Annotated in this window: 17 protein-coding genes; 7 read left to right on the forward strand and 10 right to left on the reverse strand. The window is 69.0% G+C overall.

What is annotated here, in order from left to right; genetic code table 11:
- Positions 1 to 97 precede the first annotated feature (97 nt).
- From RHM57_RS11680 to RHM57_RS11695, 4 genes are all read right to left on the reverse strand, one after another.
- Positions 98 to 466 (reverse strand): hypothetical protein, encoded by a 369-nt coding sequence (locus RHM57_RS11680; protein ID WP_322188186.1) that lies wholly within the window; start codon positions 464 to 466, stop codon positions 98 to 100.
- 132 nt (positions 467 to 598) lie between these two features.
- On the reverse strand, positions 599 to 1,258 hold the full coding sequence (locus RHM57_RS11685; RefSeq protein ID WP_134561517.1) for a response regulator: 660 nt from the start codon (positions 1,256 to 1,258) through the stop codon (positions 599 to 601).
- Positions 1,255 to 2,514, reverse strand: a complete 1,260-nt coding sequence (locus RHM57_RS11690; RefSeq protein WP_322188188.1) for a sensor histidine kinase — start codon at positions 2,512 to 2,514, stop codon at positions 1,255 to 1,257. The genes RHM57_RS11685 and RHM57_RS11690 overlap by 4 nt, the downstream gene beginning before the upstream one ends.
- Positions 2,515 to 2,665: 151 nt before the next feature.
- Positions 2,666 to 4,075 (reverse strand): RIP metalloprotease, encoded by a 1,410-nt coding sequence (locus RHM57_RS11695; protein WP_322188190.1) that lies wholly within the window; start codon positions 4,073 to 4,075, stop codon positions 2,666 to 2,668.
- Between the two features lie 85 nt (positions 4,076 to 4,160).
- On the opposite strand from RHM57_RS11695, the gene RHM57_RS11700 reads away from it, so the two are divergent.
- The 3 genes from RHM57_RS11700 to RHM57_RS11710 are packed head-to-tail and all read left to right on the forward strand — an operon-like array spanning position 4,161 to position 6,971.
- Positions 4,161 to 5,567: a serine/threonine-protein kinase gene (locus RHM57_RS11700; protein WP_322188192.1), complete on the forward strand. Its 1,407-nt coding sequence runs from the start codon at positions 4,161 to 4,163 to the stop codon at positions 5,565 to 5,567.
- Positions 5,564 to 6,031, forward strand: a complete 468-nt coding sequence (locus RHM57_RS11705) for a hypothetical protein (RefSeq protein ID WP_322188194.1) — start codon at positions 5,564 to 5,566, stop codon at positions 6,029 to 6,031. The genes RHM57_RS11700 and RHM57_RS11705 overlap by 4 nt, the downstream gene beginning before the upstream one ends.
- 25 nt (positions 6,032 to 6,056) lie before the next feature.
- The gene (locus RHM57_RS11710) at positions 6,057 to 6,971 is read left to right on the forward strand and encodes an NAD-dependent epimerase/dehydratase family protein (protein ID WP_134445869.1); all 915 of its coding nucleotides are present in this window, start codon (positions 6,057 to 6,059) and stop codon (positions 6,969 to 6,971) included.
- A gap of 17 nt (positions 6,972 to 6,988) precedes the next feature.
- On the opposite strand, the gene dxr is transcribed toward RHM57_RS11710, so the two are convergent.
- On the reverse strand, positions 6,989 to 8,077 hold the full coding sequence (gene dxr / locus RHM57_RS11715; protein ID WP_134445870.1) for a 1-deoxy-D-xylulose-5-phosphate reductoisomerase: 1,089 nt from the start codon (positions 8,075 to 8,077) through the stop codon (positions 6,989 to 6,991).
- A gap of 52 nt (positions 8,078 to 8,129) precedes the next feature.
- Here dxr and RHM57_RS11720 point away from each other — a divergent pair, with 52 nt between their 5' ends.
- Positions 8,130 to 8,936, forward strand: coding sequence for a lysophospholipid acyltransferase family protein (locus tag RHM57_RS11720; RefSeq protein ID WP_370294610.1), 807 nt, complete (start codon positions 8,130 to 8,132; stop codon positions 8,934 to 8,936).
- Positions 8,937 to 9,000: 64 nt separating this feature from the next.
- Positions 9,001 to 10,338, forward strand: a complete 1,338-nt coding sequence (locus RHM57_RS11725; RefSeq protein ID WP_134445871.1) for an aminotransferase class III-fold pyridoxal phosphate-dependent enzyme — start codon at positions 9,001 to 9,003, stop codon at positions 10,336 to 10,338.
- A gap of 26 nt (positions 10,339 to 10,364) precedes the next feature.
- On the opposite strand, the gene RHM57_RS11730 is transcribed toward RHM57_RS11725, so the two are convergent.
- Complete coding sequence (locus RHM57_RS11730) at positions 10,365 to 10,838, reverse strand: OsmC family protein (RefSeq protein WP_134445872.1); 474 nt, start codon at positions 10,836 to 10,838, stop codon at positions 10,365 to 10,367.
- Between the two features lie 62 nt (positions 10,839 to 10,900).
- Between RHM57_RS11730 and gabT the strand changes: the two genes are divergently transcribed.
- The gene (gene gabT / locus RHM57_RS11735) at positions 10,901 to 12,271 is read left to right on the forward strand and encodes a 4-aminobutyrate--2-oxoglutarate transaminase (RefSeq protein WP_134564176.1); all 1,371 of its coding nucleotides are present in this window, start codon (positions 10,901 to 10,903) and stop codon (positions 12,269 to 12,271) included.
- Positions 12,271 to 13,305, forward strand: coding sequence for an asparaginase (locus tag RHM57_RS11740; RefSeq protein ID WP_241975397.1), 1,035 nt, complete (start codon positions 12,271 to 12,273; stop codon positions 13,303 to 13,305). Before gabT ends, RHM57_RS11740 begins: the two co-directional genes overlap by 1 nt.
- Positions 13,306 to 13,316: 11 nt before the next feature.
- Here RHM57_RS11740 and RHM57_RS11745 read toward each other — a convergent pair whose 3' ends face one another.
- From RHM57_RS11745 to RHM57_RS11760, 4 genes are read right to left on the reverse strand one after another with little or no spacing between them, the layout of a single operon-like run.
- A complete protein-coding gene (locus RHM57_RS11745) occupies positions 13,317 to 14,123 on the reverse strand; it encodes an ABC transporter permease (RefSeq protein WP_174774623.1) in 807 nt (268 codons plus the stop codon).
- Positions 14,120 to 15,034 carry an ABC transporter permease gene (locus RHM57_RS11750; RefSeq protein WP_134445874.1) on the reverse strand — a complete coding sequence of 305 codons (915 nt, stop codon included), beginning with the start codon at positions 15,032 to 15,034 and terminating at the stop codon, positions 14,120 to 14,122. The genes RHM57_RS11745 and RHM57_RS11750 overlap by 4 nt, the downstream gene beginning before the upstream one ends.
- Positions 15,034 to 16,239 (reverse strand): ABC transporter ATP-binding protein, encoded by a 1,206-nt coding sequence (locus RHM57_RS11755; RefSeq protein ID WP_134445875.1) that lies wholly within the window; start codon positions 16,237 to 16,239, stop codon positions 15,034 to 15,036. The genes RHM57_RS11750 and RHM57_RS11755 overlap by 1 nt, the downstream gene beginning before the upstream one ends.
- Before the next feature lies 1 nt (position 16,240).
- Entirely contained in the window at positions 16,241 to 17,452 is a 1,212-nt protein-coding gene (locus RHM57_RS11760) for an ABC transporter substrate-binding protein (protein ID WP_134445876.1), read from the reverse strand.
- Positions 17,453 to 17,484: the final 32 nt, after the last annotated feature.

Raw genomic sequence — 17,484 nt, forward strand, 5'->3', positions numbered from 1 at the left:
GTTGCGCGCCGGCTCCGCCGCTACGCGACAGGCGTGCCTGCAGCAAAGCGGCGCAAGTGGCGCGCTCGCCCGGAGGAGCCGGGAACCGGTCGCGCCGCTACTGGGGCGGGAGTGGGGCGCCGGGAGTGGGGTCCGCGCGGTTGGCGCGGAGCACCTCGAGGCGGGCCCGATACTCGACCTCGTCGATGTCGCCCTGGGCGAAGCGCTCGGCGAGGGTCTTCTCGGCGCTGCGGGTGCCGTCGGCCTGCCCGGCCTGGGCCGCCTGCCACGCCTGCCAGCCGGGGTGGCCGCAGAATCCGGGTCCGCCGTGACGACGCCAGCGCCTGCCGAGGATCGCGAACAGGGCGACCACGAGGAGCAGGCCGAAGAAGGGGATCAGGAAGAACAACCAGACCGGCCCGCCGCCCCAGCCGGGGCCGTAGCCCATATGGGTGGCGAACCCGGTGAGAACCGCTGTCGAAAGCATGGTGAGTCCAATCTGTGTGAGGACCCCCTGCGGGGCCTCGGTGGGGAAGAACCGATGATCCGATTCTTTCCGGCCCCGCTCGCCGGGGCATCGGCCCGGAGGAGGCACTTGGACTACTCCCCGGGGTGCAGGTCACCAGCCGTCGCTGACGAGGCCCGTCTCGTAGGCAAGGATCACGAGTTGCACACGGTCGCGCGCGGCGAGCTTCGACATGATCCGCGACACGTGCGTCTTCGCGGTGAGCGGGCTCAGGAATAGCCGAACGCCGATTTCGGTGTTCGTGAGCCCCCGGCCGACGAGCGCGAGCACCTCGCGCTCCCGGTCCGTGAGCACGGCCAGCGCCGCCGGATCGCTCGGGCGCCGCAGCCCGGTCTCGAGCCGGGTGAGCAGTCGCCGGGTCACGCCGGGCGAAAGCAGCGCGTCCCCCGCCGCCGCGACGCGCACGGCCCGGATCAGTTCGGTCGGTTCGGTGTCCTTGACGAGGAAGCCGCTCGCGCCCGCCCGGATCGCCTGGACGACGTACTCGTCAAGCTCGAAGGTCGTCACGATCACGATGTGCGTTCCCCCGAGCTCGGGGTTGCCGACGATCTGCTCTGTCGCCCAGAGGCCGTCGCCGCCGGGCATCCGGATGTCCATCAGCACGACGTCTGGCCGGAGCCGGGTGACCTGCTCGACGGCTTCCGTCCCCGTCGCGGCGTCTGCGACGACCTCGAGATCCGGTTCGGACTCGAGCAGCGAACGGAAGCCGGCCCGGATCAGCTGCTGGTCGTCTGCGATCACGACGCGGATCACCGGCTCCTCCGCAGGGGCAGGCGCGCCTCGACGAGGAACCCGCCCGGCGAGGGTCGTTCGACCCGCAGGCTCCCGCCGAGGAGTTCCGCACGTTCGCGCATACCGAGCAGGCCGCCGCCGGGAACGATGGCCGGGTCGAGCGGCTCTGTCGAGCCCTCGTCGGTCACGGTGAGCACTGCGTCACCGTCGTCGAGCTCGAGCCGGACGGTCGCGGAGAGCGTCTGCGAGTGCCGCAGCACGTTGGTGAGTGCCTCCTGGCAGATCCGGTAGAGCGCGAGCTGGGTGGCGGCGGTCGTGGCCTCCGTCACGGGCGCCAGTTGCCCGACCAGCCAGACGTGCAGCCCCTGGGCGCTGTACGAGTCGATCAGGGCGGGAAGCCGGGACAGGTCGGGCTCGGGGGTGAGCGGCACGGCTCCCCCGGCACGCTCACCGGTCTCCCCCTCGGCGTCCGCGCGCAGGATGCCGAGCACCGTGCGCACCTCGTCGAGCGCGTTCTTGCTCGTGAGCTTGATGTTCGCGAGGGCCTCTGCCGCCTTGGCGGGCTGGCTGTCGATGAGGTGCAGCCCGACTCCGGCCTGCACGTTGATCAGGGACAGCGAATGTGCGAGCACGTCGTGGAGTTCGCGCGCGATGCGCACCCGCTCGCGCTGTTCCGCGGACTGGCGGCGGGCATCCGCTCGGCGGCGCAGCTCGCGCATTTGCTCGCGCCGGGTGCGTACCGTCTCTCCGATCGCGCAGAGCACGGCGAGGGCGACGGTCGTGAGCGCGACACGGGCGGGCTGAAGCGGCACTCCGAGCGTCCCGGCGAGCGCGATCGTCGCCGTCCAGGCCAGGGCGACGGATGCGTAGACCCAGACCCGCGCGCCGCGCACGATCCCGAGCACGATCGCGAAACCCAGGGCGACGTAGGGCAGGCCGACGTCCGGGCGGAGCAGGATGAGCGCGCCGGCCGCCGCAGCGCACACGGCTGCGACAGGGCCAGGGAAACGGCGTGCGCCGAGGAGGGCGATCGGGCCGATCAGGGCGAGGGCGACCGCGAGGAACCAGCCGGGCCGGGGCGCGCCGAGGTCGTGGCCGGCATGGCCGAAGTCGCGGCCGTAACGGGCGAGCAGCACGGTGGCGGGCACCTGGACCAGGAACGAGAAGATCGCGGGGAAGAGCACGCGGCCCGCGCGGGGCATCCGGCTGCCTGGGCCGCCGGGAAGAGAGCGCTCATGGTCGAACCACGGCGCGTCGGTATCCCAGTGTGGCGGCATATTCCGATGCTACGTGCCGGAACGACCCGCGGCATCCGCCCCCGGGAGTACGTGCCCGTGCGCGTTCAGGCCCTGGGCGGCCCCTGTGTGTGACCGTTCCGGTCGGGAGTGACCCGCGGAAAGGTCACTCTCGACCGGAAAGGTGCCGGGCTCAGCCGAAGAGGTTGATCGGCTTGACGATGTCGGCGTAGATGAGCAGGAGGCTCATGCCGCCGAGCAGGATGACGACCGCGAAGGTGAGCGGCATCAGCCTGGCCATGTCGACGGGGCCGGGATCCTTGCGCTTGAAGAGCTTCGCGACCCGGCGGCGCAGGCCCTCCCAGAGTGCGCCGGCGACGTGGCCTCCGTCGAGCGGCATCAGCGGGATCAGGTTGAACACGAAGAGGGCAACGTTGAGGGAGGCGAGCAGGCCGATCAGGCTCGCGGCCTTGCTCGCGACGGGGATGGTGTTGATGCTCGCGATCTCGCCGGCGACGCGGCCGACCCCGACGACGCTGATCGGACCGTTCGGGTCGCGCTCGCCGGGACCGAACGCGGCGTTGACGATGTCGACCATCCGCTGCGGGAGGTTCAGGATCATGTGCACGACGGCGCCGACGTTGTCGCCGACGGCGGGCAGCACGGCCGTGGCGGGCTGCTGGACGAGTTCGCCTGCCGGGCCGATGCCGACGAAGCCGACTTCCTGCGTGATGGCCTTACCGTCGGCATCCGTGGTGACCTTCCCCGCGGCGTCGAGAACGTACCGTTCGGTCAGTTTGGGGGTGATCGTGAGAGTCACGTCGGTTCCGGCGCGGTCGACGACGACGGCGAGCGGGGTGCCGGACGAGCTGCGGATGATCCCGGTCGACTGGTCCCAGCTCGTGATCGCGGTGCCACCGATGCTCACGAGGCGATCGCCGGGCTGCAGGCCCGCCGCCGCGCCCGGGGACTTCTCGTCGGTCGCGGCACAGGTCGTCTGGGTGCTCGTCGCGGGGAGCACGCACGCGGACACACTGCCGACCGTTGTGCTCGCCTGCGCGGTGCCGAAGCCCATCAGGAGGACCGCGAAGAGCACGACCGCGATCAGCAGGTTCATGGTGGGCCCGCCGAGCATGATGATGATGCGCTTCCACACCGCCAGGCGGTAGAAGGCGCGGTGTTCCTCGCCGGCGCCGATCGTGTCGGCGCTCGACTGCCGGGCATCTTCGACAAGGCTCGTCATGGCCCCCGGCTTCTTCGCGCTCGGGTCCTGGGCTGTCGGGTCCTGGGCAGGAGCGCCTTCCTGCACAAGCTGGTTGAAGAAGCCCGTGCTGTTCGGGTGCGGCTTCTCCCCGGGTTTCGCGGGCGGGAACATGCCGATCATCGAGATATAGCCACCGAGGGGAATGGCCTTCACGCCGTATTCCGTCTCGCCCTTGCGGCGCGACCAGAGCGTGGGGCCGAAGCCGATCATGTACTGGGTGACCTTGACGCCGAACGCCTTCGCCGGCAGCAGGTGGCCGATTTCGTGCAGGCCGATGGACAGGGCGAGTCCGACGACGACGATCACGACGCCCAATATGTACAGCAGCACGGTTTCCACAGTCGTAGATTACCCACCCGAAGCTGACAGGCCGCTGGCGGTTCGCTATGCGGGGTGTGGTTTGCTTGGGGGGTACCGAACCCGAATGGAGTTTCCCCTGCCTTCGCTTTCCTCCGGCGGTCCCCGCCCCGTTGACGGCCTCATCGGCGTCAGCCTCGCTGACCGCTTCCGGATCGACCGCCTGATCGGCGTCGGCGGGATGGCCGTCGTCTATGAGGCGACCGACCTCGCCCTCGGACGCACCGTCGCGGTCAAGCTCTTCCGGCTCGACACGACGGACGACGCGGGTTCGGAACGGCAGAGCGGCGAAGTCGCCGTGCTGGCGAGCCTCAACCACTTCGCCCTCGTCACGCTCTTCGACGCAGGCACCGCGGTCGTCGACGGGACCGCGCGCACCTTCATCGTGATGGAGCTCGTCGACGGAACCGACCTCCGAACGAGGATCGCCGCCGGCCCGATGCCGCGCTCGGAGGTCGCAACGCTCGGCGCCGACCTCGCCGAAGCGCTGCACTACGTGCACGAACGCGGGATCATCCACCGCGACATCAAGCCGGCGAACGTGCTGCTCGCCGCCTCCGGGTTCCCCGGACGCGCGTCGCACGCCAAGCTCGCCGACTTCGGCATCGCCCGCCTCGTCGACGCGACCCGCCTCACGGCGACCGGCACCTTCCTCGGCACGGCCGGCTATCTCAGCCCCGAACAGGCGCTCGGCACGACGATCGGAGCGCCGAGCGACGTCTACTCACTCGGTCTCGTGCTGCTCGAATGCCTCACCGGCGAGCGGGCATACCCGGGAACGGCGATCGAGTCCGCGATGGCGCGGTTGCAGCGCGACCCGGAGATCTCCCCGGCCTTCGGTCCGGCCTGGGCAGAAGTGCTCGGCGGCATGACCCGCCGCGAACCGGACGAACGGCTCAGACCGGCGGATGCCGCGCAGCGGCTGCGACTGCTGGCACAGTCCGAGGCGGCGGCGGAAACCATCGCGGGAATAACGGAGGCGACAGTGTCACCCGATGCCGGCGCGACGACGGAGGCGTACACCCCGACGAGCGTCCTTCCGGCGGCGGATGCCCCGACGCAGGCGCTGGACCCGACGGCGGCCTATGCGGCGACACGCGCCTTCGCGCCGGCGGATACCCCGACCCGGGTCCTTCCCGGCGAGTCCACCGTCTTCGCCAGTGCCGGGTCCACTGCCGAGACGGTTTCCTTCGGTGCTGGGGAGCCACGACAGGCGGCCGGGGCGCCGGCCGCATCCGCTCGCCCACCCCGGTCGACGGCCTGGCCTCGCGTGCTCACAGGCAGGACCGGTCTCGCCGTGCTCGCCGTCGCTGCGGTCGCCCTGATCACGATCGTCGTGCTCGGCTTCACGCTGCGCCCCGCTGCGCAGGCGGATGCCCCGGCCGGTCCGTCCACGAGCACCACGGCGTACCCCGACGTCGCCGGAACCCTCGGCGACCACCTGCGACAGCTCCAGGAAAGCGTGGCACCGTGAGCATCGGCATGCGCACCAGGACCGGTACCAACGGCATCCGCGGCCGCCTCGCCGCGCTCGTGGGCGGCGCACTGCTCGTGGCCGCCGCCCTCACGGGGTGCGCCTCCGACAGCTCCCCCGTTCAGCCGTCGACGGCGACCCAGTTGCAGTCCGGCGTGCTCTCGGTGACGGAGGCCGCTGCGGCAGGCGACTACCCGGGCGCCTCTGCCGCCCTCGACGCCGTGCAGGCCGACCTGCTCACGGCGGCCGCGACCGGCCAGGTCACGGGGACCCGCGCGACAGAGATCCAGGCTGCGATCGACAGTGTGACCGCAGACCTCGCCGCGCTCGAGGAGGCGGCCAGGCTCAGTTCCGCTCCTCCGTCCGCCGTCCCGGTCCCGGCTCCTTCCGTTGACAGCGGCAACGACAAGGGCAACGGTAAGAAGGACAAGTGCAATCCGAAAAAGGACAACTGCGACGGGTGACCCTCGTCATGGGCCGGAAGGACATATGACTCACCATCTTGTAGTCGGGGCCGGCCTGATCGGCCGTCCCGTCGCCGAACGGCTCGCGGCGCGCGGGGACACCGTCACGATCGCGACGCGCTCAGGCTCAGCAGCGGCCGGCGCGACCCCGCTGGTACTCGACGCGAGCGACCCGGACGCTTTCTCCGCCGCGGCGGCAGGGGCCTCGACGATCTTCCTCTGCACGAACCCGCCATACACGGACTGGGCCGCGCAGTGGCCGCCGATCATCGGCGCGGCGATCACAGCCGCCGCGGCGAGTGGCGCCTCCCTCGTTGTGATGGGGAACCTCTACCCCTACGGCACACCGCGCGGCGCGATGACCGAGCACACGCCGGAGACGACGACCGAGCGCAAGGGCCTGGTTCGCAGGGAGGGGTGGCGCCGGGTGCGTGCGGCGCACGAGGCCGGGCAGATCCGGGCGGTCGAGGTGCGCGCGAGCGACTACTTCGGGCCGGGAGCGACCGGTACCGCGCACCTCGGCACGGACTTCTTCACCGCGATCCTGGCTTCGAAGACCGCGCGCGTCGTGGGCAGGCCCGAGCTCCCGCACAGCTGGAGCTACCTGCCCGACATCGTTTCGACCCTGATCGCCGCCGCGGACTACGCCGGGGACTGGGGCCGGATCTGGCACGTGCCGAGTGCGTCGGCCAGCCGCGTGGAGATCGCGGCCGAGCTGAACGAACGCTACGACTGCGCGGGCTCGGTCTCCGGCTACCCACAGTGGGTGCTGCGCAGCATCGGCCTGGCCAACCCCCTGATGCGTGAGGTCTACGCCTCGAGCTACCAGTTCACGTCGCCGTTCATCATCGACTCTGCGGAGACCGAACGCGAGCTCGGCGTCGTCGCCACCCCGTGGCTCGACGCGCTCACCACGACGGCGGACAGCTACCGCGCCTGACCCCGGGCCGCCGGGGGTTATGCAGATCGGGCGAGGAGCTTGTCTGCGGCGGCGCGCGCCCAGGTCTCTGCTGCCGCGAGGGACTCCCGGGTGAGCGGGCCGTCCTGCTCGTGGGTCTCGACGACCCGCTGGATGGTGTCCACGATGTCGAGGAATCCGATCCTGCCGGCGTGGAACGCGGCGACGGCCTGCTCATTGGCCGCGTTGAACACGGCCGGGTATGTGCCACCGGCACGGCCGACCTGCTTCGCGAGCGCGACGGCCGGGAACGCAACGGTGTCGAGCGGTTCGAAGGTCCAGGTCTGCGGCTTCGTCCAATCGAGGGGAACACCGACGGCGGCGACCCGGTTCGGCCAGTCGAGGCCGAGCGAGATCGGCAGGCGCATGTCGGGCGGCGAGGCCTGGGCGATCGTCGAGCCGTCGATGAACTCGACCATCGAGTGCACGATCGACTGCGGGTGCACGGCGACGTCAATGTCTTCGTAGGCGACATCGAAAAGCAGGTGAGCCTCGATGATCTCGAGGCCCTTGTTCACGAGGGTCGACGAGTTCGTCGTGACGACGAGCCCCATGTCCCAGGTCGGGTGCGCGAGCGCCTGGGCGGGGGTGACGGCCCGCATCTCCTCGCGGGTGCGGCCCCGGAACGGGCCACCGGATGCCGTCAGCACGAGCCGGGACACCTCACGTGCCGTCCCCGAGCGCAACGCCTGCGCGATCGCGGAATGCTCAGAGTCGACCGGCACGATCTGCCCGGGTGCGGCGAGCGCCGTGACGAGGTCGCCGCCCACGATGAGGGATTCCTTGTTCGCGAGGGCGAGGGTGCGCCCGGCCCTGAGCGCCGCGAGGGTCGGACCGAGCCCCACGGAGCCCGTGATGCCGTTGAGCACGACGTCGGCGTCGACATCCGTCACGAGCTGTTCGGATTCGTCGGCGCCGAGCGCGGTGTCGTCGACCTGGAATTCCTCGGCCTGTTGCGCGAGCATCTCCCGGTTGGCGCCTGCCGAGAGTCCGACCACTTCGAACCGGGTGGGATTCGCCCGGATCACATCGAGGGCCTGGGTTCCGATCGAGCCGGTGGACCCGAGAATTACTACTCGTCTGCGCATTCCCTCATGCTAGCTTTCGTGGTACCGGGTGTCACGGCGGTAGGGTCGAGCAGTGACCGGAGCCAAGGACGAACCCCAGGAACCCCTTATCCAGGAGCCCGACGAGGTCGCGGAGACCGCCTCGGATCTCCCCAGAACCCGTCGTCCCGGATTCGTCTACTACCTGAGTTACGGCGTCATGGCGCCGATCGCCCGGATCATCTTCCGGCCCGTCATCACGGGGACCGAGAACATCCCCCGCTCCGGCCGGGTCATCATCGCGAGCAACCACCTCTCCTTCATCGACAGCATGGTCATCCCGCTCGTGACGCCGCGTCGGGTGCAGTACCTTGCGAAGTCGACGTACTTCACCGGGACGGGAATCAAGGGCTATCTCACCCGAACTTGGTTCGAGTCGATCGGTGCTGTCGGGATCGAACGCGGCGCGGGCCAGGCCGCACAGGACGCGCTCGACGCGGGCCGCAGCATCCTCGAGTCGGACAGCGCCTTCGCCATCTACCCAGAGGGCACCCGCTCCCTCGACGGACGGCTCTACAAGGGGCGCACCGGCGTCGCCTGGCTCGCCCTCACGACGGGTGCCGTCGTCGTGCCGGTCGGCCTGATCGGCACCCAGGAGATCCAGCCCGTCGGCACCAGGATCCCGCGGGTGCGGAAGATCACCGTGAACTTCGGCGAACCGATCGACGTGAGCCGCCACGGGCCCGCGACCTCAGGCCGGGCCAGGCGCCAGGCCACCGACGAGATCATGGCCGCGATCCACCAGCTCTCCGGCCAGGAGCTCGCCGGGCGGTACAACGAATCACCCCGCCCCGGGCTGCACGGGCTCGCAGACAAGGTCTTCCCGCGAGAACGCGTCTAGCCGGGTTCAGCAGCTACCGGCGCGCGGAAACACCGGGGAAATCGCTGCAAACTAAGCTGGACCCATGTCTGCTTCGTACTCGGTCCCCCAAAAACGTAAACTCGTCACCGCCCTGCCGGGCCCCAAGTCCATTGAACTGCAGGAACGCCGGGTCAACTCGGTGTCCCGCGGAGCCGGCACGCTCGTCAACATCTACATGGACCACGGAGCCGGCGCGATCCTCGTCGACGTCGACGGCAACCAGATCATCGACATGGGCTGCGGCATCGGAGTCACCACGATCGGGCACGCGAACGCCGAGGTCGCGGAGGCCGCTGCCGCGCAGGCCGCGAAGCTGACCCACACCCTCTTCACCGTCACGCCGTACGAGAACTACGTCGCCGTCGCCGAGAAGCTCGCCGAGATCACCCCCGGTGACTTCCCGAAGAAGTCGATCCTGGTCAACACCGGTGCCGAGGCCGTCGAGAACGCGGTCAAGATCGCCCGCAAGTTCACCGGGCGCCGCGCCATCGTCGCGCTCGACCATGCCTTCCACGGCCGCACCAACCTGACCATGACGATGACGTACCGGCCCTGGCCGGAACGCGCCGGCATGGGCCCGTTCCCCGGCGAGATCTACAGCGTCCCGACGAGCTACCCGTACCGCGACGGCCTGACCGGCGAGGAAGCCGCCGAGAAGACGATCGACTACATCACGACCCACATCGGCGCCACCGAGATCGCGGCGTTCTTCGTCGAGCCGATCCAGGGCGATGGCGGCATCGTCATCCCCGCCCCCGGCTACTTCAAGCGGATCAGCGAGTTCTGCACCGAGAACGGCATCGTCTTCGTCTCCGACGAGATCCAGGCCGGCATCGCCCGCACCGGCGTCTGGTACGCGATCGAGCACCACGGCGTCGTCCCTGACCTCGTCACCACGGCAAAGGGCATCGCGGGCGGCTTCCCGCTCGCCGCCGTCACCGGTCGCGCCGACATCATGGATGCCGTCCAGCCCGGCGGCATCGGCGGAACCTTCGGCGGCAACCCGGTTTCGACCGCGGCAGCGCTCAAGGTGCTCGAGATCATCGAACGCGACGACCTGCTCGGCGAAGCCAGGCGCGTCGAGAAGGCCCTCTGGGCCCGCATCGGCGACTGGGCCGAGAAGTTCTCCGTCGTCGGCGAGGTACGCGGCAAGGGCGCCATGTTCGGCGTCGAGCTGGTGCACCCCGGAACGACCACGCCGTACCCCGAGGCGCTCACCGCGATCCTCAAGCACGCGACCTCGCACGGCGTGATCGTGCTCGATGCCGGCAGCTGGGACTCCGTGCTGCGGATCATGCCCTCCGTCGTCATCTCCGAGGAACTCATCGACGACGCGGCATCCGTCATCGAGGAAACCCTCCGCGCCCTCTCCGGCGTGTGAACCTCGCCCGTTCCCTGGCCCGAGGGTCAGGGAACGGCGACGGTTTCGGGTTCGTGGCGCACCGGGAAGTTCACGGAAGCTGCGATGAAGCACTCCCGGGCCGCCTCGGCGTGCAGCGAGTGCGCGAGCTCCACCTGGCCGGGATCGGCCACGGTGACCCGCGGACGCAGCATAGCCTCGGTGAAGTGACCGCCGCCATCCCTCGTCTGTACCATCGTGCCGGTCGCGTCGTCGGTGTAGCCGACCACGACGACACCGTTCCGCGCGGCCACGTGCAGGTAGGACAGCATGTGGCACTGGCTCAGGGCCGCGAGCAGTAGTTCCTCGGGGTTCCAGCGGTCGGCATCACCGTGGAACGTTCGGTCAGACGACCCCTCGAGCGGATGCTTGCCCTCCGCCGAAACCACATGGTCGCGACCGTACGCCCGGTAGTCGCTCGTTCCCGTTCCGCGGTTGCCCGTCCAGGCCACCCGCACGTCGTAGTGGTGCTCGATTTTCATTCCCCGATTCTCTCAGGGCGCTACCCCAACCGGGAAACGACACTGGGTAAACTGGACGCATCATGACTGACACGCTGACGCCCTCGACCCCCACGTCCACTGCTCCCTCGGTCACGCAGGAGCGACGCATCGTCACGGCCGTCCCGGGCCCGCGTTCGGTCGAACTGCAGAAGCGCCGCCTCGCGACGGTGTCCGGCGGCGTCGGCTCCGCTCTCCCGGTGTACATCGTGAAGGCCCACGGTGCCATCGTCGTCGACGTCGACGGCAACCAGTTCATCGACCTCGGCGCCGGCATCGGCGTCACGACGATCGGCCACACCGAGGCGAGCGTCGTCGCCGCCGCGGTCGGGCAGGCAGAGGACTTCATCCACACCCTCTTCACGGTCACGCCGTACGAGGAATACGTGCGCGTCTGCGAGCTCCTCGCCGAGCACACCCCTGGTGATTTCGCCAAGAAGTCGGTGCTGATCAACTCGGGTGCAGAAGCCGTGGAGAACGGCGTGAAGATCGCCCGCAAGTTCACCGGCCGCCGGGCCGTCGCCGTGCTCGACCACGCGTACCACGGCCGCACCGTGCTCACGATGGCGATGAACTACAAGGCCATGCCGTATGCGACCGGCTACGGCCCGCTCGCGAGCGACGTCTACCACGTGCCGAGCTCCTACCCCTATCACGACGGCCTCAGCGGGGCGGATGCCGCGGCACGCACGATCGCCTACCTCGACAAGGTCATCGGCGCGTCCGACCTGGCCTGCCTCGTGGTCGAACCGATCCAGGGCGAAGGCGGCTTCATGGTCGCCGCAGAGGGGTACTTCACCGCCCTGCAGGAGTGGTGCACCGCCAACGGCGTCGTCATGATCGCCGACGAGATCCAGAGCGGCATGGCCCGCACCGGCGCCTACTACGCGAGCGAGCACTTCGGCTGGGTCCCCGACCTCGTGCTGACGGCCAAGGGCATCGCCGGCGGCTTCCCCCTCGCGGCGGTCACGGGACGCGCCGAGATCATGGACGCTTCCCAGACCGGCGGCCTCGGCGGCACCTTCGGCGGCAACCCGGTCTCCTGCGCAGCCGCGATCGCCGTCTTCGAGGCCATCGAGAAGAACAACCTCCTCGCGGAGGGACAGCGGATCGAGAAGACCCTTCGTGCGGGCCTCGGGAAGCTGAAGGACAAGTACGACATCATCGGGGACATCCGTGGTCGTGGCGCGATGATCGCGATCGAGCTCGTGCAGCCGGGCACTGGGGCGACGACCAAGGTCGCCAACGCCGCCGCGGTCAACTCGATCGCCGCATACGCCGCCCAGCACGGCGTTCTGCTGCTGACAGCGGGCACCTACGGCAACGTGCTCCGCTTCCTGCCGAGCCTTGCCGTCACCGACGTCCTGCTCCTCGATGCCCTCTCGGTCATCGACGACGCGATCGCCGCGCTCTAGTGTCGTTCGCGGACACAATCGGGCACACCCAGCTCCCGCACCCCGTGCAGACCTTCGCCGTGACGGATGCCGTCGAACTCGCCGTCGTCGAACGCAGCGGCTTCGTCGAATCGAGGCATGCCGGTTCCGCCGTCGTGCTCACGGCTGAGGGCGCTGTGCTCCGCTCCCTCGGCGACGTGACGAGTCCGGTCTTCCCGCGCTCGTCGATGAAGCCGTTCCAGGCCGTCGCCGTGATGGCGAGCGGCGTCACCCTGCGCGGCGAGGACGCCGCGATCGCGACGGCGAGCCACACCGGCACCCAGCGGCACGCCGACCTCGTGCGCGGCCTGCTCTCCCGGGCCGGAATCCCGGAGACCGCGCTCGCGTGCCCGCCGGCCTGGCCGATCGACCACGCCACCCGCGACGCGCTCGTGCGCCTCGGCGCCGGCCAGGCCCCCATCTACATGGAGTGCTCGGGCAAGCACGCGGCGATGCTCGTGGCGTGCGTGCAGAACGAGTGGCCGCTGACCGGGTATCTCGAGCCGGAGCATCCGCTGCAGAAACGCATTCTCGATGTCGTCGAACGCTTCACCGGCGAACGCCCGGCCGCCTCGGGTGTCGACGGCTGCGGCGCGCCCGTGCACGCGCTCTCCCTCGCCGGGCTGGCGCGCGGTATCGGCCGGATCGCCTCGTCCAAGTCGAACTCGCCGTTCGCGATCTACCGCGAGGCCGGCTTCCTCTCCGAGGCCGTTCGCCAGAACGGCTGGGTCGTCGCGGGCCCCGGCAAGTCGGACACCCTCGTGATCGATCGGCTCGGCCTGTTCGTGAAGGGCGGCGCTGAAGGCATCATGGTCGCGGCCGCCCCGAACGGAACGACGGTCGCCCTCAAGATCCTGGACGGCAGCCTGCGCGCGGCGACGCTCGTGGCGCTCAACCTGCTCGCCGACGCCGGCGCGATCGCACACACGGATGTCGAGGCGCTGCTCCCCGACCTCGGCCTCGCCGTGTACGGCGGCGGCCACCCGGTCGGGCGCATTCACGCGAGCTACCGCTGACGACTCACCCACTACCCCTGCCGGGCGAGCCGTTTCGCCCGTGCCGCGGAGGACACCTGCGCGGTGACGACGACGACGAGCGCGAAGATGAAGACGGCGGAGGCGATCACGTTCGCCTCGGCCGGGATGCCGCGGGCCGCTGAGATGTAGATGTACTTCGGGAAGGTCGTCACCGCGCCCGAGTTGAAGTTCGTGATGATGAAGTCGTCGAAGCTCAGCGCAAAGGACAGCAGGGCGGCGGCGAGGATGCCGGGGACCAGCAGCGGGAGCGTCACCCTGAGGAAGACCTGGGTCGACGAGCCGTAGAGGTCCCGCCCGGCCTCCTCGAGCGCGGGGTCGAGGCTCGCGACGCGGGCCTTGACGGTCACGACGACGAAGCTGATGCAGAACATCGTGTGCGCGAGGATGATCGTGGTCATGTCCTTGGCGACGCCGAGCGACAGGAACTGCGCGGCCAGTCCCGCGCCGAGCACGACCTCGGGGGTGGCCATCGGCAGGAACAGCAGGAGACTCGTCGCCGAGCGGAACCGGAACCGGTAGCGCACGATGGCGATCGCGATCATGGTGCCCATCACGGTCGCAAGCACGGTCGCGACCGAGCCGATCACGAGGCTGTTTCCGAACGCCTCGCAGACCGCGCCGTTCTGCACGGCGCAGACGTTGAGCCACTTGTCGAAGGTGAACCCGCGCCAGGTGATGTTCGACTTCAGCGAATCGTTGAACGAGAAGACGAACGTGTAGGCGATCGGAACCATCAGGAACAGCAGGGCGAGGGCGGAGTAGACCGGCAGCAGCCATCTGCCGAGGGAGATTTTCACAGCAGTTCCTCCGTGCCCGCGCGCTTGACGTAGATTCCGACGATCACGAGAATCACGCTCATCAGGATGATCGAGAGCGCCGCGGCCGCCGGGTAGTTCAACAGGACCAGGAAGTTGGCCTCGATCACGTTGCCGATCATCTGGCTGTCCGGTCCGCCCAGGAAGTCGCGACTCGCGTTGACATAGTCGCCGGCGGCGGGGATGAAGGTCAGCAGGGTGCCCGCGACGATCCCTGGCATCGACAATGGAATCGTCACCTTGCGGAACACCTCGAACGGGTGCGCGTACAGGTCGCTCGCCGCCTCGAGGTAGCGCAGGTCGAGCCGCTCCAGAGTCGTGTAGAGCGGAAGTGTCATGAACGGGATGAAATTGTAGGTCAACCCGAAGATGACGGCGATCGGGGTCCCGGTGAGGTGGGCATCCGGTGCCAGCAGCGAGACGGCCTTGAGGCTCGTCACGACGAAGGACTCGTCGGAGAGGAGCTGCTTCCAGGCCAGGGTGCGCAGCAGGAAGCTGATGAAGAACGGGGCGATCACGAGCACGAGCATCAGGCTCTGCAGCAGCGGCCAGCGCCGCGCGGTCACACCGATGAAGTACGCGAGCGGGTAGCTGAACAGCAGGGCGAGCACCGTCGCGGCGAGGGCGAAGGCGAAGGACCGCACGATGTGCGGCCAGTAATCGGTGACGACGTCGACGTAGTTCTGCCAGTTGAACGCGTAGGTGTACTGGCCGATGTCCCCGAATTCCGCAGGGGCCTGGAACGAGGTGATCAGGAGCGAGACGAGCGGGGTCAGGAAGAACAGAACGAGATAGAGGATGCCGGGCAACAGCAACAGGATGGCGACCCGGCTGCGTCGCCGCGGGGCCGGGTCTGCCTGCGCAGTCGTGGTGGCGAAGGCCGCGAACGCCACTAGGCCTCCTCGAGCTCCGTGACGAGGGACTCGCGGCGCTGCGCCGCGATGCTCCGGGTGTCGGTGTCCGCGGCGAACCGGGGCCCGGCTCCCGGAACGGGTTCGTCTTCGAGGCCGAAGCCGTGCTCGACGTGCCAGTCGAGCCAGACCTCGTCGCCGACATCCGCCACCGGGCCGAAGGCCATGTTCTGGGCGAAGACGATCAGGGTGCCGATGTACGGCACGGCGACGAGATACTGGGTGCTCACGCCGCTGAATGACACGTCGATCACCCGGCCGGGACCCATGACATTGCGGTCGGCGGCCTCGACGGGCGCCTTGCGATGCAGCCACATCTTCTCCGGCCGGACGCCGATCGTGACCTCGCCGGCGTGGCGGTGCGCCCGGTCGGCGGGGACCAGTACCCGGTGCCCGGCGATGTCGACGGTGATCGAGGTGCTCGTGCTGCCGATGACGGGCCCGGTGAAGAGGTTCGACTGGCCGAGGAAGTTCGCGACGAACGCCGTCTTCGGCAGCTCGTAGAGCAGCTCGGGCGCACCCATCTGTTCGATCCGGCCCTTGTTCATCACCGCGATGGTGTCGGCCATGGTCATGGCCTCCTCCTGGTCGTGGGTGACATGCAGGAAGGTGAGGCCGACTTCCTCCTGGATGGTTTTGAGTTCGAGCTGCATCTGGCGGCGCAGCTTGAGGTCGAGGGCCCCGAGCGGTTCGTCGAGCAACAGGAGTGCCGGCTTGTTCACGATCGCCCTGGCGAGGGCGACCCGCTGCTGCTGCCCGCCGGACAGCTGCTGTGGCTTGCGCGCGGCGAGGTGGTCGAGCTCGACGAGCCGGAGCGCCTCGTGCGCCTTGCCGACCGGGTCGGCGATCTTCCGGCGGCGGAGTCCGAAGGCGACGTTTTCGAGGACCGTCATGTGCGGGAAGAGCGCATAGCTCTGGAACACCGTGTTGACCGGGCGCTGGAAGGCCTTCTGCTGCGTGACATCCGCCCCGCCGATCAGGATGCTGCCGGCGGTCGGCTCCTCGAGGCCGGCGACGAGCCGGAGCGTCGTGGTCTTGCCACAGCCGGACGGGCCGAGCAGGGCGAAGAAGGAGCCGGCCGGGATCGAGAGATCGAGGTGTTCGATGGCCGTGAAGCCGGGGAAACGCTTCTGGATTCCGACCAGTTCGAGGTCGGCACCCGAATCGGCGAAGGTGCCGGATGCCACCCTAGGCTCCCAGCAGGATCGACTGGAAGTCGGCGCCGTACTTCTGTTCCTCTGTCCCGTCGAGGGTGCGGAACACGTGCGCCTTCGCGAGGGTCGAGGCGTCAGGGAAGATCAGCTGGTTGTTCGCGAGCTCGGGGTCGATCGCCATCGCGGCTTCCTTCGCACCGGCGACGGGGGTGATGTAGTTCACGTACGCGGCGACCTCTGCGGCGACCTCTGGCTCGTAGTAGTAGTTGATCAGCTTTTCGACGTTCTTCTTGCGCGGGGACCCGATCGGAACGATGAAGTTGTCGTTCCAGAGCGTTCCGCCCTTCTCGGGCACGGCGAAGCCCCACTTGTCGCCGTTTTCGGCGTTGAGCTGCACGATGTCGCCCGACCAGACGATGGCGGCGAGGGTGTCCTCGTTGACGAGGTCTTCCTTGTAGGAGTTGCCCTTGATGTTGCGGACCTGGCCGTTGGCGACCTGCTTCTTGAACTCGTCGATCGCGGCGCCGAATTCGGAGTCGCCCCACTTCCCGGAGATATCGACGCCCTGGTCGAGCATGATCAGGCCCATCGTGTCCCGCATCTCGGAGAGGACGCCGATGCGGCCCTTGAGGCTCGGGTCCCACAGCTCGGAGACCGAGGTGAAGCCGTTGGGGAGCTTTTCCTTGTTCCAGGCGATCCCGGCGAAGCCGCCCTGCCACGGCACGCTCATCGCGCGACCCGGGTCGAAGTCGACGTCCTTGAGGGACGGGAGCAGGTTGCTCAGGTTGGGGATGTTCGCGTGGTCGAGGCCCTGGGTGTAACCGAAGCGGATCAGCCGGCCCACCATCCAGTCGGTGAGGCACGCGACATCGGCGCCGATGTCTTTGCCGAGGGCGAGCTGGTCCTTGACCTTGCCGTAGTAGGTGTTGTTGTCGTCGACGGCTTCCGTGTACGCGACCTTGATGCCGGTTTCGGCGGTGAACGCCGCAAGCGTGGGGTAGCTGCCGGCGTCGTCTACATCGATGTAGAGCGCCCAGTTGTCCCAGCGGATGGTTTTGTCTGAATCGGAGACGTCGGCGGCCGCGGAGGGCTTGGCTGCTCCACCGGTGGAGCACGCAGCAAGGGCGAGGGCCGCGGCCCCGGCGCCCGCTCCGGCGAGCAGGGTGCGACGACCCAGGGTGGCATGCTGGGCCTGGCGGACGAGCTGGCGGATCATCGGGTCGGCGGGCAACGGCCTCGGCATCATGTCTGGGGTCTCCTTGCGTTTCAGCGAGCGAA

The sequence above is a fragment of the Cryobacterium sp. 10S3 genome, from assembly GCF_034344045.1.
GTDB classification, from domain to species: domain Bacteria; phylum Actinomycetota; class Actinomycetes; order Actinomycetales; family Microbacteriaceae; genus Cryobacterium; species Cryobacterium glucosi.